General features: G+C 42.2%; 30 protein-coding genes and 1 tRNA gene. 19 read left to right on the top strand and 12 right to left on the bottom strand.

Annotation, left to right across the window (positions count from 1 at the left end; translation table 11 throughout):
* From VMW78_04575 to VMW78_04535, 9 genes are all read right to left on the bottom strand, one after another.
* On the bottom strand, nt 1-243 hold a 243-nt coding region (locus tag VMW78_04575; protein HUV50276.1), incomplete at its 3' end, for a hypothetical protein.
* Between the two features lie 453 nt (nt 244-696).
* Nucleotides 697-1,104: a type II toxin-antitoxin system VapC family toxin gene (locus VMW78_04570; GenBank protein ID HUV50275.1), complete on the bottom strand. Its 408-nt coding sequence runs from the start codon at nt 1,102-1,104 to the stop codon at nt 697-699.
* 2 nt (nt 1,105-1,106) lie between these two features.
* Nucleotides 1,107-1,343: a hypothetical protein gene (locus VMW78_04565; protein ID HUV50274.1), complete on the bottom strand. Its 237-nt coding sequence runs from the start codon at nt 1,341-1,343 to the stop codon at nt 1,107-1,109.
* A gap of 96 nt (nt 1,344-1,439) precedes the next feature.
* A complete protein-coding gene (locus VMW78_04560; GenBank protein HUV50273.1) occupies nt 1,440-1,709 on the bottom strand; it encodes a type II toxin-antitoxin system PemK/MazF family toxin in 270 nt (89 codons plus the stop codon).
* 482 nt (nt 1,710-2,191) lie between these two features.
* Complete coding sequence (locus VMW78_04555; GenBank protein ID HUV50272.1) at nt 2,192-3,871, bottom strand: VCBS repeat-containing protein; 1,680 nt, start codon at nt 3,869-3,871, stop codon at nt 2,192-2,194.
* Nucleotides 3,872-3,989: 118 nt separating this feature from the next.
* A complete protein-coding gene (locus tag VMW78_04550) occupies nt 3,990-4,367 on the bottom strand; it encodes a GxxExxY protein (protein HUV50271.1) in 378 nt (125 codons plus the stop codon).
* Between the two features lie 208 nt (nt 4,368-4,575).
* Entirely contained in the window at nt 4,576-6,018 is a 1,443-nt protein-coding gene (gene gatB, locus VMW78_04545) for an Asp-tRNA(Asn)/Glu-tRNA(Gln) amidotransferase subunit GatB (GenBank protein HUV50270.1), read from the bottom strand.
* A gap of 105 nt (nt 6,019-6,123) precedes the next feature.
* A complete protein-coding gene (locus VMW78_04540; GenBank protein HUV50269.1) occupies nt 6,124-6,378 on the bottom strand; it encodes a hypothetical protein in 255 nt (84 codons plus the stop codon).
* A gap of 6 nt (nt 6,379-6,384) precedes the next feature.
* A complete protein-coding gene (locus tag VMW78_04535) occupies nt 6,385-6,648 on the bottom strand; it encodes a hypothetical protein (GenBank protein HUV50268.1) in 264 nt (87 codons plus the stop codon).
* Nucleotides 6,649-7,191: 543 nt separating this feature from the next.
* Between VMW78_04535 and VMW78_04530 the strand changes: the two genes are divergently transcribed.
* The 14 genes from VMW78_04530 (at nt 7,192) to amrB (ending at nt 18,384) form a co-directional block, all read left to right on the top strand.
* Nucleotides 7,192-7,377 carry a DUF2065 domain-containing protein gene (locus VMW78_04530; protein ID HUV50267.1) on the top strand — a complete coding sequence of 62 codons (186 nt, stop codon included), beginning with the start codon at nt 7,192-7,194 and terminating at the stop codon, nt 7,375-7,377.
* A 48-nt stretch (nt 7,378-7,425) separates the two neighbouring features.
* A complete protein-coding gene (locus VMW78_04525) occupies nt 7,426-7,788 on the top strand; it encodes a four helix bundle protein (protein ID HUV50266.1) in 363 nt (120 codons plus the stop codon).
* A 43-nt stretch (nt 7,789-7,831) separates the two neighbouring features.
* Entirely contained in the window at nt 7,832-8,887 is a 1,056-nt protein-coding gene (gene queA / locus VMW78_04520; protein ID HUV50265.1) for a tRNA preQ1(34) S-adenosylmethionine ribosyltransferase-isomerase QueA, read from the top strand.
* Between the two features lie 75 nt (nt 8,888-8,962).
* Nucleotides 8,963-9,103, top strand: a complete 141-nt coding sequence (locus VMW78_04515) for a hypothetical protein (protein ID HUV50264.1) — start codon at nt 8,963-8,965, stop codon at nt 9,101-9,103.
* 97 nt (nt 9,104-9,200) lie between these two features.
* Nucleotides 9,201-10,313: a tRNA guanosine(34) transglycosylase Tgt gene (gene tgt, locus VMW78_04510; GenBank protein ID HUV50263.1), complete on the top strand. Its 1,113-nt coding sequence runs from the start codon at nt 9,201-9,203 to the stop codon at nt 10,311-10,313.
* Nucleotides 10,314-10,335: 22 nt separating this feature from the next.
* Complete coding sequence (locus VMW78_04505) at nt 10,336-10,554, top strand: NifU family protein (protein ID HUV50262.1); 219 nt, start codon at nt 10,336-10,338, stop codon at nt 10,552-10,554.
* A gap of 146 nt (nt 10,555-10,700) precedes the next feature.
* Complete coding sequence (locus VMW78_04500; GenBank protein ID HUV50261.1) at nt 10,701-11,993, top strand: pyridoxal phosphate-dependent aminotransferase; 1,293 nt, start codon at nt 10,701-10,703, stop codon at nt 11,991-11,993.
* A 27-nt stretch (nt 11,994-12,020) separates the two neighbouring features.
* On the top strand, nt 12,021-12,422 hold the full coding sequence (gene mce / locus VMW78_04495) for a methylmalonyl-CoA epimerase (GenBank protein HUV50260.1): 402 nt from the start codon (nt 12,021-12,023) through the stop codon (nt 12,420-12,422).
* A gap of 47 nt (nt 12,423-12,469) precedes the next feature.
* On the top strand, nt 12,470-14,023 hold the full coding sequence (locus tag VMW78_04490) for a carboxyl transferase domain-containing protein (protein HUV50259.1): 1,554 nt from the start codon (nt 12,470-12,472) through the stop codon (nt 14,021-14,023).
* 125 nt (nt 14,024-14,148) lie between these two features.
* Nucleotides 14,149-14,379 carry a hypothetical protein gene (locus VMW78_04485; GenBank protein HUV50258.1) on the top strand — a complete coding sequence of 77 codons (231 nt, stop codon included), beginning with the start codon at nt 14,149-14,151 and terminating at the stop codon, nt 14,377-14,379.
* Nucleotides 14,376-16,400: a pyruvate carboxylase subunit B gene (locus VMW78_04480; GenBank protein ID HUV50257.1), complete on the top strand. Its 2,025-nt coding sequence runs from the start codon at nt 14,376-14,378 to the stop codon at nt 16,398-16,400. The genes VMW78_04485 and VMW78_04480 overlap by 4 nt, the downstream gene beginning before the upstream one ends.
* Before the next feature lie 61 nt (nt 16,401-16,461).
* Nucleotides 16,462-16,821 (top strand): hydrogenase maturation nickel metallochaperone HypA, encoded by a 360-nt coding sequence (gene hypA, locus VMW78_04475; GenBank protein HUV50256.1) that lies wholly within the window; start codon nt 16,462-16,464, stop codon nt 16,819-16,821.
* 17 nt (nt 16,822-16,838) lie between these two features.
* Nucleotides 16,839-17,510, top strand: coding sequence for a hydrogenase nickel incorporation protein HypB (gene hypB / locus VMW78_04470; GenBank protein ID HUV50255.1), 672 nt, complete (start codon nt 16,839-16,841; stop codon nt 17,508-17,510).
* A 16-nt stretch (nt 17,511-17,526) separates the two neighbouring features.
* The gene (gene amrB / locus VMW78_04465) at nt 17,527-18,384 is read left to right on the top strand and encodes an AmmeMemoRadiSam system protein B (GenBank protein ID HUV50254.1); all 858 of its coding nucleotides are present in this window, start codon (nt 17,527-17,529) and stop codon (nt 18,382-18,384) included.
* Between the two features lie 7 nt (nt 18,385-18,391).
* Here the strand turns inward: amrB and VMW78_04460 are convergent, their stop codons facing one another.
* Together VMW78_04460 and VMW78_04455 are read right to left on the bottom strand one after the other, a co-directional pair.
* Nucleotides 18,392-19,042: an HD domain-containing protein gene (locus VMW78_04460; protein HUV50253.1), complete on the bottom strand. Its 651-nt coding sequence runs from the start codon at nt 19,040-19,042 to the stop codon at nt 18,392-18,394.
* Entirely contained in the window at nt 19,043-20,326 is a 1,284-nt protein-coding gene (locus tag VMW78_04455; protein HUV50252.1) for a citrate synthase, read from the bottom strand. It abuts the gene before it with no gap.
* Nucleotides 20,327-20,557: 231 nt separating this feature from the next.
* Between VMW78_04455 and VMW78_04450 the strand changes: the two genes are divergently transcribed.
* Nucleotides 20,558-21,346, top strand: a complete 789-nt coding sequence (locus VMW78_04450) for a hypothetical protein (GenBank protein ID HUV50251.1) — start codon at nt 20,558-20,560, stop codon at nt 21,344-21,346.
* A 22-nt stretch (nt 21,347-21,368) separates the two neighbouring features.
* On the opposite strand, the gene VMW78_04445 is transcribed toward VMW78_04450, so the two are convergent.
* Nucleotides 21,369-21,445 (bottom strand) — tRNA-Pro (locus tag VMW78_04445).
* 89 nt (nt 21,446-21,534) lie between these two features.
* On the opposite strand from VMW78_04445, the gene VMW78_04440 reads away from it, so the two are divergent.
* From VMW78_04440 to mreC, 4 genes are all read left to right on the top strand, one after another.
* Nucleotides 21,535-22,455 carry an LD-carboxypeptidase gene (locus VMW78_04440; protein HUV50250.1) on the top strand — a complete coding sequence of 307 codons (921 nt, stop codon included), beginning with the start codon at nt 21,535-21,537 and terminating at the stop codon, nt 22,453-22,455.
* A gap of 72 nt (nt 22,456-22,527) precedes the next feature.
* On the top strand, nt 22,528-23,622 hold the full coding sequence (locus tag VMW78_04435) for a serine hydrolase (GenBank protein HUV50249.1): 1,095 nt from the start codon (nt 22,528-22,530) through the stop codon (nt 23,620-23,622).
* 137 nt (nt 23,623-23,759) lie between these two features.
* The gene (locus tag VMW78_04430; protein HUV50248.1) at nt 23,760-24,800 is read left to right on the top strand and encodes a rod shape-determining protein; all 1,041 of its coding nucleotides are present in this window, start codon (nt 23,760-23,762) and stop codon (nt 24,798-24,800) included.
* A 4-nt stretch (nt 24,801-24,804) separates the two neighbouring features.
* A complete protein-coding gene (gene mreC, locus VMW78_04425; protein ID HUV50247.1) occupies nt 24,805-25,638 on the top strand; it encodes a rod shape-determining protein MreC in 834 nt (277 codons plus the stop codon).
* Nucleotides 25,639-25,723 lie beyond the last annotated feature (85 nt).

The raw sequence follows: 25,723 nt of genomic DNA, 5'->3' as shown, positions 1-25,723 counted from the left end.
GCCGTCTAATGCGTCAAACCTCATGGTAACAGACAGGATGTCTGAAACTATTAAGTCTGTCTGGAGCCTCAAACGCATGTCCATGAAGGCATTTGATTCTGATTTGTCGGTCAAATCCCATGCCGATACATAACTTCCTCTTACCCTGTAGGCGCCGCTGAAATTGGCGTCAACAGCCATAACCGGAGCTGCCATAGCAAATGCGAGGCAGATGGCCAGAGCTGCAATTGTAAATTTTTTCATCTGTTTTTCTCCTTAAAATTAAATTAAAAAAAATTCCTGATAATTTTTAATTCGTTTAAACAATATTCTATCTCAATAATATTTTATCTCAATAATATTCTATTGGGTTGTCAACCCGCGGCTTAAACCGACACGCATCACCCCCTTTGTTAATTTTGAATTTTAAGTTTTGAATTTTAAATTAAAAGATTAATCCTCTAATCCTTAACCCCTAATCCTTTTAATTTTATTAGAGATCAAGCTGATTTTAGCTTAATTATATGTATCATCCTGTATTGTCAAGGATAAAATAGGTGTTAGGTGTCAGGTGTCAGGTGTTAGGCGCTAACCAACTGATATTCTTCGTGATAAATTTTGAACCGCGGAACAAAGGAACCGCAGAATGTCGAAGTAAAAAACTTCATAATTCGAAATTCCTTGTTCGACATTCGATATTCAACCCTCTTTAATCCTTTAATTCCTGCGTCCTCTCGGGGTTCCGCGAGAAATTGATTTATAAAGTATCAAGCCATCTATAAATTTGAAGTCACTGATATTATATGTAAAAAGCTCTATATTTCCAGCCATGGCCGTTGCTCCAATCAAAGCATCCGGAGGCTCTAATCCGTGACTTTTGGAATATTTCTCTATAAGTCCTACCGCCTTGTTTGAAATTTCTGTATCTATATGGATAATTTTGAAAGTGTTTAAAGCTTTCTTTATTAGGTTAAGTTCTCTTTTATTTAAAGCACCATAAAATAACTCCATCAAAGATACTGATGATACAGCTATATTGTCTATTCCTATTTCCACGATTTCCCTTTTTGCAACTTTGTTCCCCTTCATATACTCAATAATAACATCGGTATCACAAAGGATCATAGCTACTCAACCCCCAATCCTATCTTCTCATACCTTCTTTTCCAAACCTCTCTCCTTAAACTTCCTTTTGATATATTCCGATCTTTCCAGACCCCAAATATATCATCTAAGGCTTTTAATTTTTTCTTTGTTATAATTTTTTCTCTGCTCTTTTCTATTTTGACAAAAGAAAGTTGGCTAAGAACTTCTACAAGACTCTTTGCTCTTTCATTATCTTGAATGTCTAATATTATTCTCACTGTTTTATCCCCTAATCCCTATTTCCTGATCTCTGCCCCCTGATCCCTGATCCCCGACCCCTGACCCCTGACCCCTATCAACGGCGCCAGATCATATTATTCACACTGTTCTGGTTGAATATCCAGAATTAAGGCAATTGACTTTTTTATAAGGTTAATTTCATTATCCGGGATGTTCCCGATCTTTTTCACAAATCTATCATGGCTGATAGCCCTGATCTGGAAACAATCAATTGCTGATCTTTTCTGTAATCCGTTGCTTGAATCAGGTTCCAAAGAAACAAAAAACGGATTTTTATCCCAGTATGGGCTCCAGGCAGTAACAGGCACAACAATGGCAAGCCTGAGATGTTTGTATTGATTCAAAAACATTATCATACGACGCTTTGCCCATCATCTCCATGGCCTCTATTCTTTTCAGTTCTCTGAGTTTTTTACGGTCTTCAGACACTTTGGTGTTGATGGCCTCTCGCATATATTCGCTCAAACTTTTGTAATGCAGAGTTTTGCAGGCCTCTTTGATAAATTCGTAATTTGTTTTATCAATCTGAATTTTGGTTGGAATTAGCATATTATCCCCCACTTTTCATTATTTTACCACAAAGGCCACGGAGACAACAGAGGGGGAAGGTTTTTTAAAATAATTCTCTGTGTGCTCTGTGGTGAAAGATCAAGAGGAATTTTAAACCGCAGAATATCGAAGTAAAAAACTTCATAATTCGAAATTCCTTGTTCTACATTCGATATTCATCTTTTCCCTTATCTTTTTTCATTCAACATTCGATGTTGGACGTTCGATGTTCGATGTTCATCTTTTTCTCTTATCAATCCTCTAATCTTCTAACCCCCTATTCCCCCATCAGCGGCGCCAGATCATAAGTTATGACCGAGCTTTTGGCCTTTTGACCTATTACATCGCGCTGGCTTACAATTGCGGCTACAAGCTCAAGCTTGCCGTCATTGTTGATATCTCCTATCGCATAGTCGCAGATATAACCTGAGACCTGGCGGGTATGCCAGTTTTGGGCAAGCCCCAATCCGTCCCACGAAAGTGATTCAAACCAGGCTCCGCTGTAATGACGGAAATTTTTAAACAGATTGCCGGAGATTGATTTGTTTTTTACTGTAATTATCTCTGTTTTGCCGTCCTTGTTCAGATCAACGATATAAAGCCTGTGCGGCAAATAAACACGGCTTTCAGAATCTCCTTGCTTGTCCTGAAAATCGATGTCAATATAGTTTTCACTGCCTCCAAATTTGTCTTCACTTTTCCATTCCTGCTCTCCGCCTGTAGTATATATCCTAAACCGTTCTTCTTCATCAAACGCAGCCACAACCTCGCCTTTGTCATTTAAAAGATCTCCAATGGTAAAGCCGAAAATATTAATATTTTCCGGAAGGCCCATAGCGACTTTACCCTGCGGCTTATAGCTGCTGCCTGTCCACACAAGCTCATATACGCCGGGCATAAAAAGGTCGGACACGCCCATTTTCTGCCCAATGAGCAAGGGCCCGAGCACAGGACGGGAAATAACCCTGAAATACCAGTTTTCATTATCCGCGACAGTCTTAAAATCGCTGCCGTTCCATTCCAGCACAAAGGATTTAAGCGACTTGCTGCTTTTATCCAGGCATGTGACAAATATTTCAGCCTTTCCGTCCTTATTAATATCAGCAACATCAACAGAAAGATATTTATAATATTCTTCGCCCGCAATCTCCTTTATCTTTACAAAGAGATCATTTTCAGACCTGTAGATATGCACCTCCTGGTTTGCAACCATTACTGTTTCTGTCTTGCCGTCTCCGTCAACATCCCCTAATGCCAGGCCTTTTATCTGCATGCGAAAATTCTTGCTTTTCCAAAATCCCGGGCCGGCATCGCCGCGGCCTGTCATGACAAATGGGGTTTTGCCTCCTTCAACGTCCCCTTCAGATTCAATAAACTCTCCTGAAAGCAGACGCTCAGGATGCATATACTGGGACGGTCCCTGCTCGGGAACTACTTGCTGCGGAAGCTGCCTGACCGCGGTTTTTCTGCCAAAAACCTTTTCATTGATCTCTTCCGCGAACAGATTGATGCGCGGGATTACCTCTTCCATGCCCTGGCTCTGGTTAAAAAAGGAAAGGGAAGGTTTTGTGTTGTCTGCGATATCCACTATTTTTGCATCCAGGCTCACGCTGTTTCCGAATATGGTAAGGCTGCCGAAAAGCACAAAATCGGCCTTCAGCATCACGCCGATTTCGCGCGCGTTTTCCTCATTTAAAGGGGCGGCGATGGTTTTAACGGCCGTGGCTGTTTCCTGCCGGGCGATGATAGAGACCTTGTTTTCCCATGAAAGGCGGGATGACAGCATTGAAAGAATGCCTTCCTGCAGAAAGGCAAGATCCTTTTCAGCATTCATCGTAAACGGAACGATCGCGATCCTGCTTTGTTTTGCAAAGGCAAGAGCAGGTAGATCTATAATGATTATAAAGGCAATGCTAATAAAAGCCAGCCTGATGAGTTTATTAAATAAAGTTTTCAAAAATTCCTCCTTCATGTTTTTTTACCACAGAGACCACGGAGACCACAGAGGGAAAAGGTTAAATAAAAAAAACAAAAAAATGCTTTGTGTTCTCTGTGCTGCCAGTGGTGAATAATTATTAATCATTGATCAATCGGCGTATCCCATCTTTTAGAATTTTAACATTGAAATTGATCAATAAACCTACTTTACAGCCGGATAATTTCAGATATGACAAAAGCTGTGCCGTATGTATTGGAGCTAATTTGTCTATTGCTTTAATTTCAACGATCACCTTATTTTCTACTAACAGGTCAATGCGATAGCCACAATCTAACTTAACATTTCTGTACTTTACAGGCAATTCTTTTTGCCGTTCAACTGAAAGCCCACTTTTGGCAATATCATAGGCTAAACATGCTTCATAGGCTGATTCTAAAAGGCCAGGTCCAAGTTCCCTATGAACCGACATTGCAGAGCCAATTATAGTTTCAGTAATGTCGTTTATTTTTTTCATAAAATTTTATTTTACCACAGAGCACGCAGAGGCCACAGAGAAAAAGATAAATAAAAACAAATAAAATTACTCAGTGTTCTCTGTACTCTCTGTGGTTAATAATAATGCACAAAATTTCGACAACCATTTACCCCAGAGCTTACTAAGGCCATAGAGGAGGGAAGTTTTTTTTAAAAATAATACTCAGTGTTCTCTGTGCTCTCTGTGGTTAATCCTGCAAGCAACTCTTCAACTTATTTCTCAGAATTTCATTTACAATCTTTGGATTTGCCTTTCCTTTTGTTTCCTTCATTACCTGTCCCACGAAAAAGCCTAAAAGATTTGTTTTGCCGTTTTTATAGCCTTCCACCTCTTTGGGGCATGCGGCTAACACCTTTGATATAACCTCCTCTATTGCTGAAACATCTGTAACCTGTACAAGCTGTTTTTCCGTAACTATCTGTTCCGGGGCCTTGCCTGTTTGTGCCATTTCTTCAAATATGGTTTTTGCGATCTTGCCGCTTATGATTCCGTCATCAATAAGCTTGAGGAGCCCGGCAAGGTCGTTGGCAGACACAGGGGATTTTGATATTGTTTTTCCTTCAGCATTCAAAAGAGCCGTGAGCTCCCCCATAATCCAGTTGCAAACCTGTTTTGGATTGGGGAATTGTTTTACACATTCTTCAAAGTATTCCGCAACCTCCCGGCTTGATGTCAATGCTTCGGCGTTATTTGAAGAAAGGGAGAATTCCTTTATAAAGCGATTTGTTTTTTCATTTGGAAGCTCGGGCAGGCTTTTCCTTACCTCATTGATCCATATATCGTCAATTACAATGGGTAAAAGATCAGGGTCTGGAAAATATCTGTAGTCGTGAGCCTCCTCCTTTGATCGCATTGAAGTTGTTCTGTTTTTATCAGGGTCCCACAGCCTTGTTTCCTGTACCACCTGACCGCTTTCAGCAAGAATTTCCCTTTGCCTTATTATCTCGTAATGCAGCGCCTTTTCAACATGCTTAAAGGAGTTTAAATTTTTAAGCTCCGCGCGTGTGCCGAAAGTTTCAGACCCAACCGGCCTGATCGATACATTTGCATCACACCGAAAGCTTCCCTCCTCCATGTTGCCGTCGCATATACCCAGATAACGCACGATCGACCTGAGCTGTCTGAGATAAGCGCCTGCCTCTTCGGGCGATCTGATATCCGGCTCGCTGACTATCTCGATTAAGGGAACCCCTGTCCTGTTGAAATCGACCATGCTAAACGGCCTGTCAGAATCATGGGTCAGCTTGCCTGCATCCTCTTCCATGTGTATCCTGGTGATGCCGATCTCTTTTTTGCGGCCGTTGGTTTCTATTTTCAGGAATCCATGCTCCGCGATCGGAAGTTCATACTGGGAGATCTGGTACCCTTTTGGAAGGTCGGGATAAAAATAGTTTTTGCGGGCAAACCTGCTTTCACGGTTAATTCCGCAGTTTGTAGCCAGGGCCGTGCGCAGACTGTATTCAACCACCTTTTTATTAAGTACCGGAAGCACTCCGGGCATGCCTAAACATACCGGACATGTATGGGTGTTTGGAGGAGCTCCGAAGGATGTTGAGCAGTTGCAGAAAATTTTTGTTTTTGTCTTTAGCTGGGCATGAACCTCAAGCCCGATAACCGGTTCAAATTCCATAATTATATTTTGTTAACCACAGAGATCACAGAGGAAAAAAATTAAAAAAACAATCACGAAAACACGAAAGTACGAAAACACGAAACAGAAAAAGTTTAAATAGTTTTATTTATGGTAATGTTTTGTAACAGCTATTAATTCTACCTTATCTTCAGGCAAGCAGATGAATAGAGCACGATATTTTCTGTCTATTCTAAAAGAATAGATCAGGCGATGTTTTGGTTCAAGCAATTCGGTATTAAGAGATGGATGCGAAGGATCGTTTTCAAAAAGTTTTTTGGCTTTTTCCCACTTTTTAGAAAGTTCGTGCCTCTTTATGTATTCTTTAATATCGTCTCTGAGTTCTGCAATAACAGGCATTTTGACCTATAAATATATTGATGATTTTTTCAGTCCTTCTTCTAAATCCTTCAGGAAATCATCCTTATACAAGTTTGTTGCCGCAAAGTCAGTTAAAATGGAATTAATTTTATCTTTTTTGAAAGGTCTTAATTTAACCGGTTTTGCTTCGAGTCTTACTAACAACTTTTTTCGTTCTTCAGCCGTCAGGTTATCAATAAGCTCAAAAAGTGTATCCATAGGTATCTCTATTTTTTTAGTTATTGTCTCTTTGAGAGTTATTTGTGGCATATATTCCCCTTATGGCAAAAAATAAAAAAACAATCACGAAACAGTCAATAGGTGTTAGGATTATTAAAGTGCCTAAAGTGAGCTAAAGTATATTAAAGTGCCTAAAGTTAATGAGTCGCTGCGCTCCATCTTTTTATATGAAATTGGCTGCGCCAAATTTGATAGAGCCCTTTGGCGGATTAAATTAAAAACGATTTTGCCTTCATTTAAAATTAAAAATTAAAAACTCAAAATTATATTCAACCCTGAACAATTTATATCCTATTGCGGTGCATAGTCAAGCCATTTTGTTTTGACAAAACAGGCCGCATAAGTTTAAAAATTCAAGTTACAAGTGAGCTAAAGTATATTAAAGTGCCTAAAGTTAATGAATTCGTAAAAAATCAAAAAACCATTTTTTACGCAACGTGTTAAGTGTTAGGTGTTAAGTGTTAAGAGCTTGATAAAACAGCGTGTTTCTTTAACCTAACACCTAACACCTAACACCTAACACTTAACACCTGATGAATTCGACTTTTTACGAATTCATCAAAAAGGAATTAAATGAAATTTTTTCTGTGCGTAATCGGAATGGTGATGATAATTGAAGGGCTTCCTTATTTTGCATTTCCTGAAAAGATGAAGTCCTGGGTGCAAAAGGTTCTTGAAATGCCGGACAGCGCCCTCCGAAAATTCGGACTTGTGCTTATGGTTGCAGGGCTGTGGATGATATATTTAGGAAAGGGGTAAAAAATAGTAGGGGTCAGGGATCAGGGGTCAGGGATCGGGGGGGCAGGGATGATAAAAAGCTATCGAGATTTAGAAGTTTGGCAGAAAGCAATGGATTTAGTGGTGATCTGTTATAAAATGACGAAGGAATTCCCGAAAAACGAGATTTATGGACTTGCCAGTCAATTACAACGTGCGGCAGTATCAATTCCGGCAAATATCGCCGAGGGCCGTCAACGTCAGCACAGCAAGGAATTTCTTCAACATCTGTCAATTGCCTGTGGTTCTCTTGCAGAGGTTGAAACCCATATCCAGATAGCTGGACGCTTAAACTATATCAATGAAAATCAAATAGATAAAATGCTAAATAAGGCAGAAGAAATTGGCAGGATGCTAAATGGTTTGCGAAGGTCTATCAAGAAAAAGGCCTGATCCCCGATCCCCGATCCCTGACCCCTATTAGAGGTTAATTATTATGTATTCACTTATTGATTATAACTATGATCTTCCTGAAGAGTTTATTGCCCAGGAGCCGGCAGGCAAGAGAGACCGGTCAAGGCTGTTGTCTTTAAACCGCAGGACCGGAGAGGTTTCGCATCATCTGTTTTATGAGATTTGCAGCTTTCTTTTGCCGTCGGACGTGCTGGTTGTAAACAACACAGAGGTTATTCCAGGACGGCTTTTCGGGCATAAGGATACAGGTGGAAAGGTTGAAGCCCTTATCCTTGATTATGCTGATAAAAATAAGGAAAAAAATAAAGAATTTGTTTTTGAGTGCCTTATAAGGGCTTCAAAACGTCCAAAGCCCGGAACATCATTTGTTTTTGATCAGGGATTAACGGCAGAGGTGATAGCTTCTCAGGATGAAATTCATACACTGAGATTTTTTTATGACGGCGATTTTGAGAGCCTTCTTTACAGGATAGGCAATATGCCGCTTCCGCCTTATATTAAAAGAAGCGGCGGAGTTTCTCCGTGCAATGACAGAAAATCCTACCAGACAGTTTATGCCAGGCAAAAAGGGGCGGTTGCGGCTCCTACGGCAGGGCTGCATTTTTCAGAAAAGCTGCTTGAAAAAATCAAATCCATGGGTGTAAACATAGTTGAAATTACTCTGCATGTGGGATACGGTACCTTTTTGCCGGTAAGGGCGTCTGATATAAGGGATCACAAAATTCATTCCGAGCAATACTATGTTTCAAAAACCAGCGCGGAAACAATAAACCACGCAAAGGCAAAGGGGGGCAGGATTGTGGCTGTGGGCACGACCTGCGTGCGCAGCCTGGAGTTTGCATCCGATAATAACGGAAATGTTTCTTATGGAAGCGGGAATTGCAATCTGTTTATATATCCGGGTTACAGGTTTAAAGCTGTTGACGCTATGATTACAAATTTTCATCTGCCTCAATCAACCCTTCTTATGCTTGTATCGGCCTTTGCAGGCCGTAAAAATATTCTGGCAGCATACAGCGAGGCTATAAAGGAAAGATACAGGTTTTACAGCTACGGGGATGCGATGGTGATAATGTAGGATTAGAGGATAGGCATTGAAAAAAGATGAACATCGAACATCGAACGTCCAACATCGAACATCGAATGGAAAGAGATGAAGAAACAGACATATGATCTGGAAGAAAGGCTGCTAATTAAAAAACCTGAACTATTAGATGATATTTTGCAGGAAACAGAGGAATTAATTAAGATTTTTGTTGCGAGTATCAAAACGGCTGAAAAGAAACAGAAATAAATTGAGGAGCGGAGCGACATCATTATTCGATGTTGGATGTTCAATGTTCGATGTTGGACGTTCATCTTTTAAAACAACTTAACACCTGTATTTAACGATGTTTAACTTTAAGATAATAGCTGAATCAAAAGAAACACGAGCAAGGGCCGGAATTATAAACACGTCTCATGGCATGATTGAGACTCCTGTGTTTATGCCTGTGGGCACACTTGCGAGTGTGAAATCCGTGTCGCCCGAAGAGCTGCTTGATGCAGGCGCGCAGATAATTTTAGGGAATACTTATCATTTATACTTAAGGCCCGGGTGCGAGGTGATAAATCTTTTTTCCGGTCTTCATAAGTTTATGAACTGGAAGGGGCCGATCTTAACAGACAGCGGCGGGTTTCAGGTGTTTTCCCTTGCAAAGCTGTCCAGGACAAGCGAGGAAGGGGCTTTATTCCAGTCGCATATTGACGGGTCAAGCCATATGCTGACCCCTGAAAAGGCGGTTGAGATACAAAATTGTCTTGGTTCAGATATAATCATGTGCCTGGATAATTGCATTGCATATCCGTCGGATATGGACACGGCAAGAGATGCTGCAAAGCTTACCACGTCCTGGTCAAAAAGATGCAAACAGAGCTGGGAAAATGGAGCAGGCAATGCTCTGTTCGGAATTGTCCAGGGCGGCATGTTCAAGGATCTTCGAGCGGAATCGATTGATGATCTGGTGAATATCGGATTCAGCGGCTATGCAGTAGGCGGGTTAAGCGTCGGAGAGCCAAAGGATATAATGCTTGATATCGCTGATTTCACCCTTCCCAGGCTGCCGGATTTAAAGCCTAAATATGTCATGGGTGTGGGAATGCCGGAAGATATTGTAGAGCTTGTCGCGCTTGGGGCGGATATGTTTGATTGCGTGCTTCCCACAAGAAATGCCAGAAACGGTCAACTGTTTACGAGCTGGGGCACAATAAATATTAGCAATTCATGTTTTAAAACCGATACAAAGCCTGTTGAGTCCGGATGCCAATGTTATACATGCAGCAATTATTCCAGGGCGTATCTGCGCCATCTTTATATGGCAAGGGAGCTGCTTGCGTACCGTTTAAACACGATTCATAATATCCATTATTATATTGGACTCATGAAAAATATGCGGCAGGCAATAATTGACGGCGGTTTTGATGCTTTTAAGAAGGATTTTTATGGAATGAGAAGTGTTAGGTGAAAAATTAAGGAGGGATTTGACTGTGCGGGAAAAAATCAAGGAAACTATAGACAAAATCAGGCCCATGCTTCAGGCTGACGGCGGCGATGTCGAGTTTGTTGGTTTTGAAGACGGAGTGGTCAAGGTTCGGTTGAAGGGCGCATGCGCAGGATGCCCCATGTCTCAGATGACGATAAAAAACGGGATTGAGCAGTCATTAAAAAAGGCTATTCCAGAGATAAAATCGGTAGAACAGGTATAGAAAGATAGGGATTAAGGATTAAAGGGATAATCCTCTAATCCTGTAATCCCCTTAATCCGAAAATTTGAGTTTTGAATTGAAAATTTAGCATTCAAAATTTAAAATGCTTTGTGGTGAAAAAATAATCTTTTTACAGAGAATATATTATGACGATAGCGAAAAAGGTTGAAATAATGCTGTCAAAGTCGTCCTGGATACGGAAGATGTTTGAAGAGGGCGCGCGTCTTAAGGCTGAGCATGGCGCGGACAGGATATATGATTTCAGCCTGGGAAATCCGAATCTTCAGCCTCCTGAAGAGTTCAGAAAGGTTTTAATCGATACCGTTAACGCGTCCGGAACCGGAGATCATGCTTATATGCCCAATACAGGATATCCGCATGTTCGAAAGTCTGTCGCCGATTATCTTTCCGTGGAGCAGCAGACAAACATCTCTGCGAATGAGATTATCATGACATGCGGAGCAGCAGGGGCATTAAATGTTATCCTGAAGACCATACTTGATCCAGGCGATGAGATTATTACACCGGCCCCTTATTTTGTTGAGTACGGTTTTTACGCTGACAACCACGGCGGGGTCTTGAAAACAGCACCGACAAAGCCCGACTTTTCCCTTGATATTGATGCGATTTCCTTTGCGATAAATGAAAATACCAAAGCGGTTATGATAAATTCTCCCAACAATCCCACGGGACAGATATATTCCAGGCAAAGCCTGATCCGGCTTGGCGCGCTTTTAAAGGAAAAGAGCAGATCTCTGGGCAGGACTATCTATCTTATATCTGATGAACCATACAGGAAGATTGTTTATGATGGTCTTGATGTGCCGAGCATATTTTCATGCTACAACGAAACTATAATAGCCACCTCCTATTCCAAGGATCTTTCCATTCCCGGGGAGCGGATAGGATTTATTGCAATTAATCCTGCTGCTGCGTGTAAGGATGATTTGTTCCGCGGCATGGCACTTGCCAACAGGATTTTAGGATTTGTAAACGCGCCTGCCTTTATGCAGCGTGTTGTGGGATCGTTGCAGGGTATAAGCGTGGATATATCCGGATATGCGAGGAAAAGAGAGCTGCTGTGTGACGGTCTTGCTGATTGCGGGTATGAGTTTATCAGGCCGCATGGCGCCTTTTATCTCTTTCCCAAAACCCCGGTTTCTGATGATGTGAAATTTGTAAAAACACTTCAGGATGAATTGATTCTTACTGTGCCGGGAAGCGGTTTCGGCGGCCCGGGTCATTTCAGGATTGCATTTTGTGTGGATGATAAAACCATAATTAATTCCATGCCCGGATTTAAAAGGGCGATGGACAGGTATAAGGGATTGAGAAGAGAAAAAAATGAACATCGAACATCGAACGTCCAACATCGAATATCGAATGAAAAAAAAGAAACAGGGGTCAGGGGTCAGAGAACCCTGAACCGTGAACCTTGAACCCCGAACATTTTAAAAGGAGATTTTATGAAGGTGTTGAAGATTGATCATCTCGGGATAGCGGTAAAGAGCATAACTAAGGGAAAAAAATTCTGGGGCGATATTCTTGGGCTTTGGCTTGAAGACTCTGAAGAAATGGCGGATGAGAAGCTTATTACCACTTTTTTCCCGATCGGAGAAAGTGAGATCGAGCTGATTGAAACTACCGACCCTGATGGACCTATCGGGAAATATCTGGAAAAGAGGGGAGAAGGGATACATCACATTGCTTTGCGTGTTGAAAACATAGAAGAGGCTTTGAAAGAATTAAAGGAAAAAGGTGTAAGGCTTGTTGATGAAAAACCGAGAAAGGGTGCGGGAGGCGCAAAAATAGCTTTTCTGCATCCAAAAGCAACAAACGGGGTTTTGGTTGAATTGTGTGAAAGATAGAGATTGGGTGTTAACGCCTGATACCTTGTAATGAAAGGAAACAGATAATGGGGATTGCTGAAGATAGAATAAGGCATCTAAGGGATATGGAAGAAAAAATCCTGAAGATGGGCGGTGAACAGGCGGTCGCGAAACAGCATGAGAAAGGGAAGCTGACAGCCAGGGAGAGATTAAATCATTTATTTGATCCTGGTACATTTCGTGAGATCGACATGTTTGTTGCGCACAGGTGCGTAAATTTCGGCATGGAAAAGGTCGAAATTCCATCTGACGGCGTAATAACAGGTCATGGCCTTGTTAATGGAAGGCATGTGTTTGCTTTTTCCCAGGATTTTACATCCAGAGCCGGCAGCCTGGGTGAAATGCACGCGAAAAAGATATGCAAGGTCATGGATCTTGCCCTCAAGGCAGGGACGCCTTTTGTGGGCATTAATGATTCAGGAGGGGCAAGGATACAGGAGGGGATTGATGCTCTTTCAGGATATGGCGAGATCTTTTTTCGAAATTCAGCCGGTTCCGGAGTTATTCCGCAGATTTCAGCCATTATGGGGCCTACTGCCGGAGGAGCGGTTTATTCGCCGGCCATGACAGACTTTGTTTTCATGGTAAAGGGCAGCAGCTATATGTTTATCACCGGTCCTGAGGTTATAAAATCCGTGACAGGAGAGGAGATTACCTTTGAGGATCTTGGCGGGGCCATGGTACACAATGAAAAAAGCGGGGTTGCCCATTTTGCAGGAGAAAGCGACGAAGACGCCATAAATAAAATAAAACAGCTCCTTTCATATCTGCCGTCAAACAACATGGAGGATCCTCCTTTAGTGGATACAGGAGACAGCCCTGCCCGGACAGATCCGGCTCTTAATACAATTGTTCCGGACAATCCAGGTCAATCATATGATATGAAGGATGTTATCTGTTCGATTGTTGATAATGGTGAGATTTTTGAGCCGCATGAGCATTATGCTAAAAATATAATAGTATGTTTTGCCAGGCTTAATAATAGAAGCATAGGCATTATCGCAAATCAGCCCGAGGTTCTGGCCGGATGTCTTGATATTAACGCTTCGGACAAGGCCACGAGGTTTATACGTTTTTGCGATTCCTTTAATATTCCGATACTGACAATAGCCGATGTTCCGGGTTATCTTCCCGGAAGCCAGCAGGAATGGGGAGGAATTATCCGTCACGGAGCAAAGCTGCTCTGGTGTTATTCAGAGGCAACGGTTCCGAAGATACTTCTCATTACCCGCAAGGATTACGGAGGAGCCTATATTGCGATGTCTTCGAAACATTTGGGCGCGGACATGGCCTTTGCGTGGCCGGGCGCTGAGATTGCCGTAATGGGAGCCGGGGGGGCGGCTAATATTATCCATCGCAGAGTGATTAAGGCTGCCGAAGATCCTGTTGCAATGCGCAAGGAAAAAATTGAAGAATATGAGGATCTTTTTTCAAATCCTTATTGCGCGGCAACCAGAGGCTATGTTGATGCCGTGATTGTGCCGGCGGAAACAAGGCCCCGTTTGATTGATGCCTTTGAGGTGATGTGCACCAAGCGGGAGACCAGGCCTCCTAAAAAACATGGGAATATACCGGTGTGAGGGATTGAGCGATTTCTCAAACAGTCAGATATTTTACATTTTATCACCAGTTGACCTCTCCGGTATTTATTGAAAAATTTATATGGTCAATGTAATGATGGGATAATAATAATGGTGACAGGCTGATGGAAAACAAAAAGAAAATGGTAGCTGCAATAGCTGCGGTAATGAGCTATATTAAAACAGAAGAGGAGGCTGTAGGCATGCAGCCCGCGGTTGTAGCCGACAGCGCTGATTTTGTATCAAAACAAGTTTCATTAAATCTGTGGGGTATAAGCGGACGGCAGGCGCAGATGCAGATGCGTGGCCTCATGCAGATGAAGGCCTTTCATGGAGTAAGGAGAACTATAAGATGAGCGATCATAATCAGGTGGAAATTACAAAAATGGATTACAGTGAGGACAGGCCCAAGGCAAAAAACCCTCTCAAAATAATGGATTTATCCCTGCGTGACGGCCATCAGTCTTTGTTTGCCACAAGGGGACGTACCGAAGACATGATTCCTGTTGCAGAGATGATGGACCATGTCGGGTTCTGGGCCGTGGAAACATGGGGAGGCGCTACTTTTGACACTATGCATCGATTTTTGAATGAGGACCCATGGGAAAGGATCAGGGTTTTAAAAAGATATTTTAAAAAGACTCCGATGTCCATGCTGCTCAGAGCGCAGAACCTGGTTGGATACAGAAATTACGCTGATGATGTTGCCAAAGCGTTTGTTGACAGGGCCGCTGCAAACGGCATTGATGTTTTCAGGACATTTGATGCTTTAAATGACTTTCGTAACTTTGAGACGGTTGTTCCTGTTATCAAAAAATGCGAAAAACATTTTCAGGGCTGTATATGCTTTTCAATAACCGAGCCGCGTATGGGCGGAGACGTCTATAACCTTGAATATTACGTAAATAAAGCAAAAGACCTTGAAAGGATGGGCGCGGACAGCGTTTGCATAAAGGATATGGCCGGCATGATAGCCCCCTATGACGCATATGCCATTGTCAAGGCATTAAAAGCCGCTGTATCGGTTCCGGTTCATCTTCACAGCCATTTTACTTCAGGCATGGCGGACATGGCTCATTTAAAGGCTATAGAAGCGGGTGTTGACATTATTGACACCTGCCTGTCCCCTTACGCGTACCGCACATCACATCCGGCTGTTGAGCCATTTGTTATGTCCCTTCTTGGAACAAACAGAGACACCGGATTTGACATCAAGCTCCTGGCTTCTATCAACGAAATTCTTGAAACAGATATTATCCCCAAGTACAGGCACCTGGTTGACGATAAAAAGTTTTCCATAATCGACATCAATGTTCTTCTCCACCAGATTCCTGGGGGGATGCTGTCCAACCTTGCCAACCAGTTGAGAGAAATGAATGCTCTTGACAGAATAGAGGATGTATATGCCGAACTTCCCAGGGTCAGGAAAGATCTCGGTCAGGTTCCCCTTGTTACCCCTGCCAGCCAGATTGTCGGTGTTCAGGCTGTCAACAACGTTTTGTTTGACGATGAAAAAGAGAGATACAAGATGATTACAGACCAGGTTAAAGACCTGTGCTACGGCCTGTATGGAAAGACCCCTGTTCCCATTGATTCTGAGATTAAGGCAAAAAGCTTAAAAGGCTACTCAAGGGGAGAAGCGCCGATTACATGCAGACCTGCCGAGGTTCTGGAGCCTGAGCTGGAAAAGGCCGGAGAGGATGTGAAAGACCTTGCGGTGGATCTGGATGATGTTCTTATATATGCGCTTTATCCTGTTACAGGGAAAAGGTTTTTAAAATGGAAATACGACAAAGAGGCGCCGCCTGAGAAGGTCAAGGCAAGAACAATGGCCGATGTTAAGGCTGAGCAGAGTCTTATTAAAAAGGCCCTTGCCGGAAAGCTTGTTGAAAAGCCGGAAAAAGAGGCTCCTTCCAAGGGTAAAGGTCTGCGCAGCTTCAACGTGTTTGTTGATGATGAGTACTTTGAGGTCGGAGTGGAAGAGCCGGGAGGATCGCCGGTTATGAGATATGTCCGGCAGATACCCGCATCAGCATCTATTCCGGCTGTACCTCCGGCAGGTGTAACGCCGCCTGCACCTTCTGTTTATTTTGCACCGCCTGCAGAAGTTCCTGTTTCTCCACCGGTTAAGGGGGCTGCGTCTGCCTTCGGCACGCAGAGTAAGGGCACCCCTCTTTCAGCTCCTCTGCCCGGTATAATAATAAGCTATAAAAAAGGGATAGGAGATGCTGTAAAGAAAGGGGAAACAATTATTATCCTGGAGGCCATGAAGATGGAGAATGCCCTTCCGTCTCCGACAGGCGGCATAATCAAATCCATTAATTTCAAAGTCGGCGATTCTGTTGCAAATGGTGATGTGCTTTGCATTATTGAGTAGGCAGTAAAGAAGTTACGAGTGCCTAAAGTGAGCTAAAGTGCCTAAAGTTGAGGATTAATATATGCATGAGATGGGAGTAGCAATGGAGATAGTCGAGATCGCAATGTCTTCAATACCTGCTGATATAAAAAATGCGTGTGTTGAAAGTGTCAATTTGAAGGTAGGCAAACTTTCTGCAATTGTGCCGGAGAGCCTTCGGTTTTGTTTTGATATTGTATCAAAAGATACACCTCTTGCCGGAGCAAAGCTGAACATTGAAAATGTTCCAGTTGTAGCCAGGTGCAGGGAATGCGATCTTAAATGGACTATAAACAGTCCTGTTTTTAAATGCAAAAAATGCAAAAGCGGATTAATTGATATTGTTTCCGGAAGGGAACTTGATATAATTTCGATTGAGGTTGTGGACGAACAGGGAGAGTAAAACAAAAGGGAATCAACATGGAAATAAAAATAGTTCGCAAGGTTCTGGATGTTAACGAAAAAATGGCTCAGCAAAACAAAAATCTTTTTGCGGAAAAGGGGATTTTTGTGCTCAACGTAATGAGTTCTCCGGGATCTGGGAAAACAGCTACACTTGAAAGGACGCTGTCTTATATCATGCCGGAAATAAAAACCGCTGTTATAGTGGGAGATATATGTACTTCAAACGACGCTGATCGACTTGCCAGAACAGGCGTTCCTGTTGTGCAGGTTAATACAGATGAATTCGGAGGAGACTGTCATCTTGCAGCCCATGTTATTGAGAAGGCGGCAAGCAACATTGATTTGGATGCCATCGATTTCTTAATCGTGGAGAATATCGGGAATCTGGTTTGCCCTGCTGAATTTGATATCGGAGAAGACGCGCGAGTGGTCGTTCTTAGCGTAACAGAAGGGGAGGATAAGCCGGTAAAATATCCTCTGATGTTTCGTAAATGTAACGCTGCGATATTAAATAAAATCGATCTTTTGCCATATCTGGAATATGATAAGAATTTAACGCTTAAAAATATTAAGCAGATAAATCCCGCTATGCCTGTTTTTGAAATTTCCGCGACAAAGGATATAGGGTTTGGTCCCTGGATTGACTGGCTTAAAAGTCAGGTAAAGAGTAAACAAAAGGTTTATTAAAAACAGGGTGACAACAATGAATGTTAGAAGATCGATTTTTGCTGGAAGTTGGTATCCTGACAGCGCGGTGGAGTGTGAAAAGGAGATTAAAGGTTTTCTTAAAGAAATAAAGGTTAAGGATTCCTTGAAAGGCAAGGCGATCGGCGGGATTGTTCCACATGCAGGGTGGTACTTTTCAGGCAGTATTGCCTGCAATGTAATCAATTGCCTCAAAGATGAAAAGCCGATAGATGTTGTGATTATTTTTGGCATGCATCTTCATCCTGATTCTCCATGTTATATTATGAAAGATGGATCGTGGGAAACCCCGTTTGGTGAAATTCCAGTCGATAATGAGCTTGCAGGAGAGCTTGCCCGGAAATTTACATTTAATATTGAAACTTCCGAGCCCTTTGCGCAGGACAATACAATAGAACTCCAGCTCCCGTTTATTAAATACTTTTTTGAAGATGTAAAAATAGTTCCAATAGGCGTTCCTCCTGATAAAAGCTCTTTTGAAATAGGTAAGGCAGCGGCAGAGATCGCGACAAAGATGGGTCTTCGTGTAAAAATTGTAGGCTCTACCGACCTGACACATTATGGCTTAAACTATGGGTTTGTGCCGGAGGGAACCGGTCATGCATCGCTTGATTGGGTGCGTAATGAAAATGATCGAAGGATAGTTGAGGCTATGCTGAAAATGGACCCTGAAGGTGTCATAACCGAAGCCCTGTCACACCAGAACGCCTGCTGTTCAGGCGCTGCCGCAACAGCCATGTCAGCATCAAAACAGCTTGGCGCAAAACACGCGGAATCCATTGCCTATGCTACAAGCTATGATAAAAGCCCGGGCCACAGCTTTGTTGGATATACAGGGATAGTTTTTACTGATTAATCAATATTTACCTTTTCCCTTCATATTCTTCTAAAAACCGTTTAAAAAAATTATCCATGAAAGCATGCCGTTCTTTTGCTATTTTTGTTCCTTCTTTTGTCAGTATCCTGTCCTTTATTCGCGAAAGCTTAACCTTGAACTCTCTGAAACCTGTGTCATCTTTTGAATAGGACATGGATTTTTCAACACTTATATCAGGATTATGAAGCCTTGCGCCGATTTCTCCGGCAAAGAGATATGCCCTTGCCACACCGACCGCGCCGATTGCATCGAGTTTGTCTGCATCAAATAACACCTTTGCTTCAACTGTTTTTGGCGTGTGCTTACCGCGGAATCTATGTGATTTGATACAGTGGACAATATTTTCCTTTTGTTTTTCTGAAACAGGGAGTTTCTTCACTATGGGCCATGCCATCTCCGCTCCTTTTTCAGCATGACAAATTTCGCCGCATGACTCATCCTGAAGGCACCTGCCTATATCATGGAGATATGCAGCTGTGAGGAGCACAAGCATGTCTACTCCTTCAGCCTTTCCTATATGTTTGCACAAACTGCACACTCTAAGTGTATGGTCCCAGTCGTGGCTGCCTCTGGCTCCGTGAAACATATTTTTTGCGACAGACTTTATATGTTCGATTAAAGAATCTGCTTGATCCATCTATCTTCTTTTATCAATGGGAATGAATTCAGTTTTTGTCGGTCCGATATAGAGCTGGCGTGGACGGCTTAGTTTCCAATCTGGATCATCAGCGCTCTCTTTCCACTGAGCGATCCATCCGGGAAGCCTGCCGATGGCGAACATGACGGTAAACATATTTGTAGGAATGCCCATGGCGCGCAGCATTATGCCGCTATAAAAATCGATGTTCGGATAAAGATTGCGCTCTTTAAAATAATCATCATTTAGCGCAATTTCTTCAAGTTCCTTTGCCAGGTCAAGCAAAGGATCCTTTATTTTCTGCTTTTTCACAACGTTATCACACATTTCTTTCATTATTTTGGCGCGCGGGTCATAGGTCTTGTATACTCTATGGCCAAAGCCCATTAATCTAAAAGGGTCTTTTTTGTCTTTAGCCCTTTTAATGGCCTTATCCAACTTGCCGCCATTTTTTTGTATTTCTGAAAGCATTTCAATAACCGCCTGATTTGCCCCGCCGTGCAGGGGCCCCCAGAGTGCAGCTATTCCCGCCGAAATTGCAGCGTAAAGATTAACCCTTCCGCTTCCGACAACCCTTACGGCAGATGTGGAACAGTTTTGTTCATGATCGGCATGAAGAATCCAGAAAACATTCAAGGCCTTAACAATATCTTTATCAATCTTATAAGGTTTGACCGGATTATCAAACATCATATTCAGGAAATTTGCGCAATATGGCAGGTCGTGGCGGGGATAAACTACCTTGTGGCCTCTTGATATCTTATAAGACATTGCCGCCATGGTCCTGATCTTTGAGAGAAGACGCGTAACCATTATGTTAATCTCTTCTTCTGTGGTCTGAAGTTCCGGATAAAAGCTTCTTAATGCATTTACCATTGATGATAGAATGCCCATTGGATGAGAAGCCCTTGGGAAGTTCTGATAAAAAGTCTGCATATCTTCATGCACAAGGGAGTGGTCATTTAACAGAACTGAAAAGCAATTAAGCTCTTTTCTTGTCGGCAAAACTCTGTTTATCAAAAGATAGGCAGTTTCTGTAAAGCTTGATTGTTCGGCAAGCTGCTCAACCGGTATGCCGCGATAACGCAGAACCCCTTTTTCACCATCTAAATAAGTAATTGAACTGATACAGCTGCCGGTGTTGGAAAATCCAGGATCGAGTGTAATTAAACCGGTCTTTTGGCGAAGGCTGGAAATATCTATAGCCTTTTCCCCTTCCGAGCCTTCAACAACAGGGACTTTATATGTTTTGCCGTTATATATTATCTTTGCATAATCATCCATATTTTATTCCTTTATTCCCCTGAACCCGAGTAGCAACACCTCAATTGAGCGAAATGCTTAACTTAAAATATATATACATAATCTTTATGATAAGCAACCGGTAATTTGATTTTATCCTGTCTATACCTTATATTAATTGATTAGTTGACTTTGATGGCCTGGAATTATAAAAAAGTATTAAATTTTTATCACAGAGCACACTGGGATCACAGAAAAAAAGAGGTGATAAGCATGTCCTTTAAAGAAAATCTTTTGAAAAAGATAAACATAGATAAAACGACAAAGATTGTGCTTAATTCTATCGGGCCTCCTGACACCGGCCGCAAGCTTGACAAGCAAACAATGCGCAGTCTTCTTGAAATGGGTTCTTATCAATTAATACAGGAGCGTGATCTTGATCTCTATATTTTGCAGGAAAATGGTGATCTGAAAAGGATTCTGGTTCTTGATAATGGACTTGCCGTTTACAATACTACGGTCGAAGATGTTGTGTTGCGTAAAAGTCCGACTGTCAAGGAAATGGTTAATATAAGAAATATTATCAAGATATTAAATGATAAGGATGTGGTTCTCAGCAAAAGGGAGGGATCCGTTAAAACCATTCAGAAAGAATGCATTGATATGCTGGACCTTTCCTATAATGAATCTGATATCGAGGAGATTGAGAAAGATGGCGCGGCAGCGCTGGAAAGAGCGGATGCTGACGGTGTGATAGAAGCTCTTACACTGTTTGCCGAACTGCTCGGATACAGCCCTCCGCCAAAGGCAATGAAAACAGGCGACCACCATATTATCGGCGCTTTAAGCAAAGGTAAAAACAATGAAGATATTTTCGGCCCTGTTGTAATGTACAGCTTAACCTATAATTTACTGAAGCTTATTGACAGGCAGATCAGCAGCCTTGACAAGGGGGAAATTGAGCTGATGCACCATGTGGCAACGGGCAAAGAAAAGGCCTCAAAAGAGGGGTATTTTGTCTTTACATATTTAAAAGAGGCGGTTGTTTCGAAGAATTTATAATGGATTTGCAAAAGGTATATTCTGGTCGGGGCGAGAGGATTTGAACCTCCGACCCCTTGAACCCCATTCAAGTGCGCTACCAGTCTGCGCCACGCCCCGACAGATGTTATCTGTATAATTCTTTAAGTCTTATATGTCAATATATCATATGGTAAAATTCGGGGATTAAGGGATTAAGGGATTTTCTGATGAGTGTCAGGGAAAATACGCAATTATTACCGGACAGACTAATGCCTGGAGATACTATAGGAATAGTTGCTCCGGCCGGTTCTTTTGACAGGAAAGAGTTTGACCGGGGTGTTGTGGTTCTAAAAGCTATGGGATTTAGCATAGTTGTCCCTGATGATATCCATATTAAAAACGGGTATCTTGCCGGGCCGGATATTCATAGGGCCAACCTTATAAACACTTTTTTTGCCGACAGGAAAATAAAGGCAATTATTTGTGCAAGGGGTGGGTTCGGCTCTATGAGGATACTTTCATTGTTGAATTTTAAATCAATTAAGAAAAATCCGAAAATTTTTATTGGATTCAGCGATATATCCGCAATCCTGTCGGTGTTATACACGAGGTTCGGTTTTGTCGTCTTTCACGGGCCCATGGTGACAAGTTTGGGCGATGCTTCCAGGAAGACGAGGGAAGCATTGCTTGCCGCTGTTTCATCAGACGCCGGGCTTGCAATAATGCCAAAAACAGGGAAAACGATCAGGCATGGCTTAGCTTCAGGTCCGGTTGCAGGAGGCAACCTTACCACTTTGTGCCATCTTATCGGGACACCTTTTGAACCTGTGTTTAAAGGGCATATTTTGTTTCTGGAAGATAAGGGCGAAGCATGTTACCGAATTGACAGGATGCTAAGCCATATGAAGCTTGCCGGGTGTTTCGAGGGCTTGGCGGGACTTGTTCTTGGTTCTTTTAAAGATTGTGGTCCTGTTGGTAAAATTTTCGGGATTGTGGATAACATTTTCAAAGATGATAATATCCCAATGCTCGCCGGCTTTGAAGTCGGGCATGGAAAAAATAATATTACAATTCCGATCGGCCTTAATGCAACTCTTGATACAGACAGGCAGTTATTGTTGTTTCATGAACCGGCAACAACACACTAATTGAGCAAAAACTCAATTAGTGTGGGGTCAGGGGTCAGTATTCAGGGGCCAGCAGATTATAACGGATATCAAATGACTGATAATCTCAAGCAAGTTGACAGCCTTATGAGGCATGCAATATCCGAGAAGGTTTTTCCCGGAGCAGTGCTCCTGGTCGCAAGGAATGATTCAATAGTTTTTTTTGAAGCTTATGGATATGCCAATATCTTCTCAAGACGTAAAATGACCATGGATACCATTTTTGACCTGGCATCCCTTACAAAACCACTTGCAACAACACCGGCTGTTATGAGGCTGGTCCAACAACGCAAACTTGGTCTTGAGCAAACACTTGAATCAATCTTGCCCTGTTTTAAAAAAACAGACAAGGGGCAGATAAAGATAAAATCTCTTTTGTGCCATAATTCCGGTCTTCCTGCTTATCGTGAATATTATTATAAGCTAAGCAAGGTCCCGCCGGATGCGAGAAGCAAGGCATTAAAGCGCCTTCTTGTAAAAGAATCCATGTTGCATCCCGCAGGGGAAAAGGTGTTATACAGCGATCTTGGGTTTATGATTCTTGGATGGGTGGTTGAAACTGTGACTGGAAGACGTCTTGATCATTATGTGGGTGATGAGATATACATGCCGCTCGGCATAGATTCAGACAAGGGACTGTTTTTTGCAGGTCTTGATTCAAGGCCGATTATAGAAGAATTTGCAGCTACTGAAATATCTCCCTGGCGAAATATCCTTTTAGAGGGGGTAGTGCATGATGAAAATGCCTATATGATGGGAGGTATCGCGGGGCATGCCGGCCTCTTTGGATCTGCCGGCAGCCTCTATATCCTTCTGTCGTCTCTGTTGTCGGATTTTTACGGCACCAAGCAAATCAACCTGTTTGAAAAAGATATTCTTCACACTTTTTTTAAGGAGCAAAAAGGAACAGACAAGGCGCTTGGATTTGAAACCCCGTCATCGGCTAACCCAAGTTGCGGAGACTCTTTTTCAAAAAGGAGCGTAGGGCATCTTGGCTTTACAGGCACTTCCTTCTGGATGGACATTAAGCGGAATATTATTGTTATACTTTTGACCAATCGTGTACACCCATCACGTGAAAATAATAAAATAAAGTTTTTCAGGCCGAAAGTCCACAATGCAATTATGGATTGCCTTTTAAAATTATGACTTCATAAATACATCATATTGTATATTCCAATGATATTTCGCTTGTAATGGCAGAATATATTTGATAAATTAATAAAAATTAGTATATAAATAAATATTTGCATACATATTTTTTATGTGTGCGGAAATGAGGAGTTATGGGTTTTTTTAGTGGAATTTTAGGTTTATTTTCTAATGATCTTGCTATCGATCTTGGCACCGCAAATACCCTTGTTTATGTCAAAGGCAAAGGAGTAGTGCTAAGCGAGCCATCGGTAGTTGCGGTAAGAACAGACCAGAGGTCTAAAAACCGTGTTTTGGCTGTGGGCACTGAAGCAAAAAATATGCTTGGAAGAACGCCGGGCCATATATTGGCAATCCGTCCTATGCGTGACGGAGTTATTGCCGACTTTGAAGTGACTGAAGCAATGTTGCGGCATTTTATTCGCAAGGTTCACAACAGGCGGACTTTTCTCAGGCCAAGAATTATTATTGCAGTGCCGTCCGGAATCACCCAGGTTGAAAAGCGTGCTGTCAAAGAATCGGCTGAATCAGCAGGAGCTCGTGAGGTATTTCTTATTGAAGAGCCTATGGCGGCCGCAATAGGCGCTGGCCTTCCTATTACTGAACCAACGTGTAATATGATCGTTGATATTGGCGGCGGCACAACGGAAGTTGCTGTGATTTCTCTTGCAGGAATTGTTTACAGCAGATCGATCAGAGTGGCCGGCGATAAGATGGATGCTGCGATTATTCAGTATATAAAGAGGAAATATAACCTGTTGATCGGTGAAAGAACGTCGGAGACAATTAAAACCACTATCGGGAATGCATATCCTGACTTGCAGAATCTGAAAACAATAGAGGTTAAAGGCAGAGACCTTGCTTCTGGAATCCCCAAAATTCTGTTGATTGATTCAGAAGAGATCCGGATAGCGATCTCCGAGCAGATCGATGCGATTGTGGAGACGATAAAAATTGCTCTTGAGCAGACTCCGCCGGAGTTGGCCGCGGATATTGTTGATCGGGGGATTGTATTAACAGGTGGCGGAGCCCTATTAAAAGATTTAGATAAACTTATCAGGGAAGAAACCGGCCTTCCGATAACAATAACCGATAATCCATTATTAACCGTAGCTCTCGGTTCAGGCAAAGCCATCGACAACATTGATATGTTAAGACAGGTTATGATTATATAATTTCATGTTCTCAAAAAAAATTGTAATGATCGTTGGTATAATTGTTCTGATCGCTGTTAACTTAATAGCTCTTTCTATTACAGGCCGCCGCTATTATACCCATGGACCTGGGCAGATCGCCATTTTCCTTATAACCCCTTTTCAAAAAATTACTACCTCTTCGATTTTTTTTATGAGAAATGTTTGGAGTCACTATTTTTGCCTTATTGCAGTAAAACAGGAAAACGATAAGCTTAAGAAAGCTTTAAGTCGCGCTATTGAAAAAAACAACCGGTTTAATGAGACAGAGATTTTCAATCTCCGGCTTCGAAATCTATTGAATTTCCGAAAAAACATGGCCGGCCAGGCGCTTGTTGCCGAAGTAATCGGCAAGGATCCCTCTCCATGGTTTAAAACCATAATCATAGACAAGGGTAAATCAGATGGTGTAGAAAGAGGATTGCCGGTATTAGTGCCTGAAGGAATAGCGGGCCAGGTTATTGATGTTTCACTCCATTCTTCCAAGGTGCTTCTTGTTATTGATCAGATTAGCGCGATTGATGCTTTGGTGCAAAGGACCAGAGCACGCGGGATTGTAAAAGGCGGCTCGACCGGTCAATGTTTTTTCACATATGCCCTGCGCAAACATGATATCAGGGCCGGAGATACCATTGTTTCGTCAGGGCTGGATACTGTTTTCCCAAAAGGGGTGCGTATCGGGGAGGTTTCGGAAGTTGTTAAGCGTAATTTTGGTATCTTTCAGGAAGTAATAGTTACACCTTATGTTGATTTTGAAAAACTGGAAGAGGTTTTAGTTGTATTGAATGCCAAGTTAATATCAGATGTTAGCGATAAATGACCTATTGCTTTCACATTTTCGCCTGTTTATGCCTGATAATCTTTCAAACAACAGTTTTGCCCTGTTTCCCCTTATTCAATACATT

It is taken from the genome of Anaerolineae bacterium, from assembly GCA_035529315.1.
Lineage (GTDB): Bacteria > Desulfobacterota > Desulfobacteria > Desulfobacterales > ETH-SRB1 > Desulfaltia.
Note: the sequence above shows the minus strand (reverse complement) of the source record. Positions and strands in the feature narration are given on the sequence as shown.

Excerpts from the sequence above, each read along its gene's own strand:
- VMW78_04530 (HUV50267.1), top strand. The coding sequence starts at position 7,192 with ATGAAATTTTTTCTGTGCGTAATCGGAATGGTGATGATAATTGAAGGG.
- gatB (HUV50270.1), bottom strand. The coding sequence starts at position 6,018 with ATGGAATTTGAACCGGTTATCGGGCTTGAGGTTCATGCCCAGCTAAAG.
- VMW78_04550 (HUV50271.1), bottom strand. The coding sequence starts at position 4,367 with ATGAAAAAAATAAACGACATTACTGAAACTATAATTGGCTCTGCAATG.
- VMW78_04440 (HUV50250.1), top strand. The coding sequence starts at position 21,535 with ATGAGTGTCAGGGAAAATACGCAATTATTACCGGACAGACTAATGCCT.
- hypA (HUV50256.1), top strand. The coding sequence starts at position 16,462 with ATGCATGAGATGGGAGTAGCAATGGAGATAGTCGAGATCGCAATGTCT.
- VMW78_04450 (HUV50251.1), top strand. The coding sequence starts at position 20,558 with ATGTCCTTTAAAGAAAATCTTTTGAAAAAGATAAACATAGATAAAACG.
- VMW78_04485 (HUV50258.1), top strand. The coding sequence starts at position 14,149 with ATGGAAAACAAAAAGAAAATGGTAGCTGCAATAGCTGCGGTAATGAGC.
- VMW78_04455 (HUV50252.1), bottom strand. The coding sequence starts at position 20,326 with ATGGATGATTATGCAAAGATAATATATAACGGCAAAACATATAAAGTC.
- VMW78_04430 (HUV50248.1), top strand. The coding sequence starts at position 23,760 with ATGGGTTTTTTTAGTGGAATTTTAGGTTTATTTTCTAATGATCTTGCT.
- amrB (HUV50254.1), top strand. The coding sequence starts at position 17,527 with ATGAATGTTAGAAGATCGATTTTTGCTGGAAGTTGGTATCCTGACAGC.
- VMW78_04460 (HUV50253.1), bottom strand. The coding sequence starts at position 19,042 with ATGGATCAAGCAGATTCTTTAATCGAACATATAAAGTCTGTCGCAAAA.
- mreC (HUV50247.1), top strand. The coding sequence starts at position 24,805 with ATGTTCTCAAAAAAAATTGTAATGATCGTTGGTATAATTGTTCTGATC.
- tgt (HUV50263.1), top strand. The coding sequence starts at position 9,201 with ATGTTTAACTTTAAGATAATAGCTGAATCAAAAGAAACACGAGCAAGG.
- VMW78_04525 (HUV50266.1), top strand. The coding sequence starts at position 7,426 with ATGATAAAAAGCTATCGAGATTTAGAAGTTTGGCAGAAAGCAATGGAT.
- VMW78_04500 (HUV50261.1), top strand. The coding sequence starts at position 10,701 with ATGACGATAGCGAAAAAGGTTGAAATAATGCTGTCAAAGTCGTCCTGG.
- VMW78_04480 (HUV50257.1), top strand. The coding sequence starts at position 14,376 with ATGAGCGATCATAATCAGGTGGAAATTACAAAAATGGATTACAGTGAG.
- VMW78_04540 (HUV50269.1), bottom strand. The coding sequence starts at position 6,378 with ATGCCTGTTATTGCAGAACTCAGAGACGATATTAAAGAATACATAAAG.
- VMW78_04435 (HUV50249.1), top strand. The coding sequence starts at position 22,528 with ATGACTGATAATCTCAAGCAAGTTGACAGCCTTATGAGGCATGCAATA.
- hypB (HUV50255.1), top strand. The coding sequence starts at position 16,839 with ATGGAAATAAAAATAGTTCGCAAGGTTCTGGATGTTAACGAAAAAATG.
- VMW78_04515 (HUV50264.1), top strand. The coding sequence starts at position 8,963 with ATGAAGAAACAGACATATGATCTGGAAGAAAGGCTGCTAATTAAAAAA.
- VMW78_04570 (HUV50275.1), bottom strand. The coding sequence starts at position 1,104 with ATGATCCTTTGTGATACCGATGTTATTATTGAGTATATGAAGGGGAAC.
- mce (HUV50260.1), top strand. The coding sequence starts at position 12,021 with ATGAAGGTGTTGAAGATTGATCATCTCGGGATAGCGGTAAAGAGCATA.
- queA (HUV50265.1), top strand. The coding sequence starts at position 7,832 with ATGTATTCACTTATTGATTATAACTATGATCTTCCTGAAGAGTTTATT.
- VMW78_04535 (HUV50268.1), bottom strand. The coding sequence starts at position 6,648 with ATGCCACAAATAACTCTCAAAGAGACAATAACTAAAAAAATAGAGATA.
- VMW78_04490 (HUV50259.1), top strand. The coding sequence starts at position 12,470 with ATGGGGATTGCTGAAGATAGAATAAGGCATCTAAGGGATATGGAAGAA.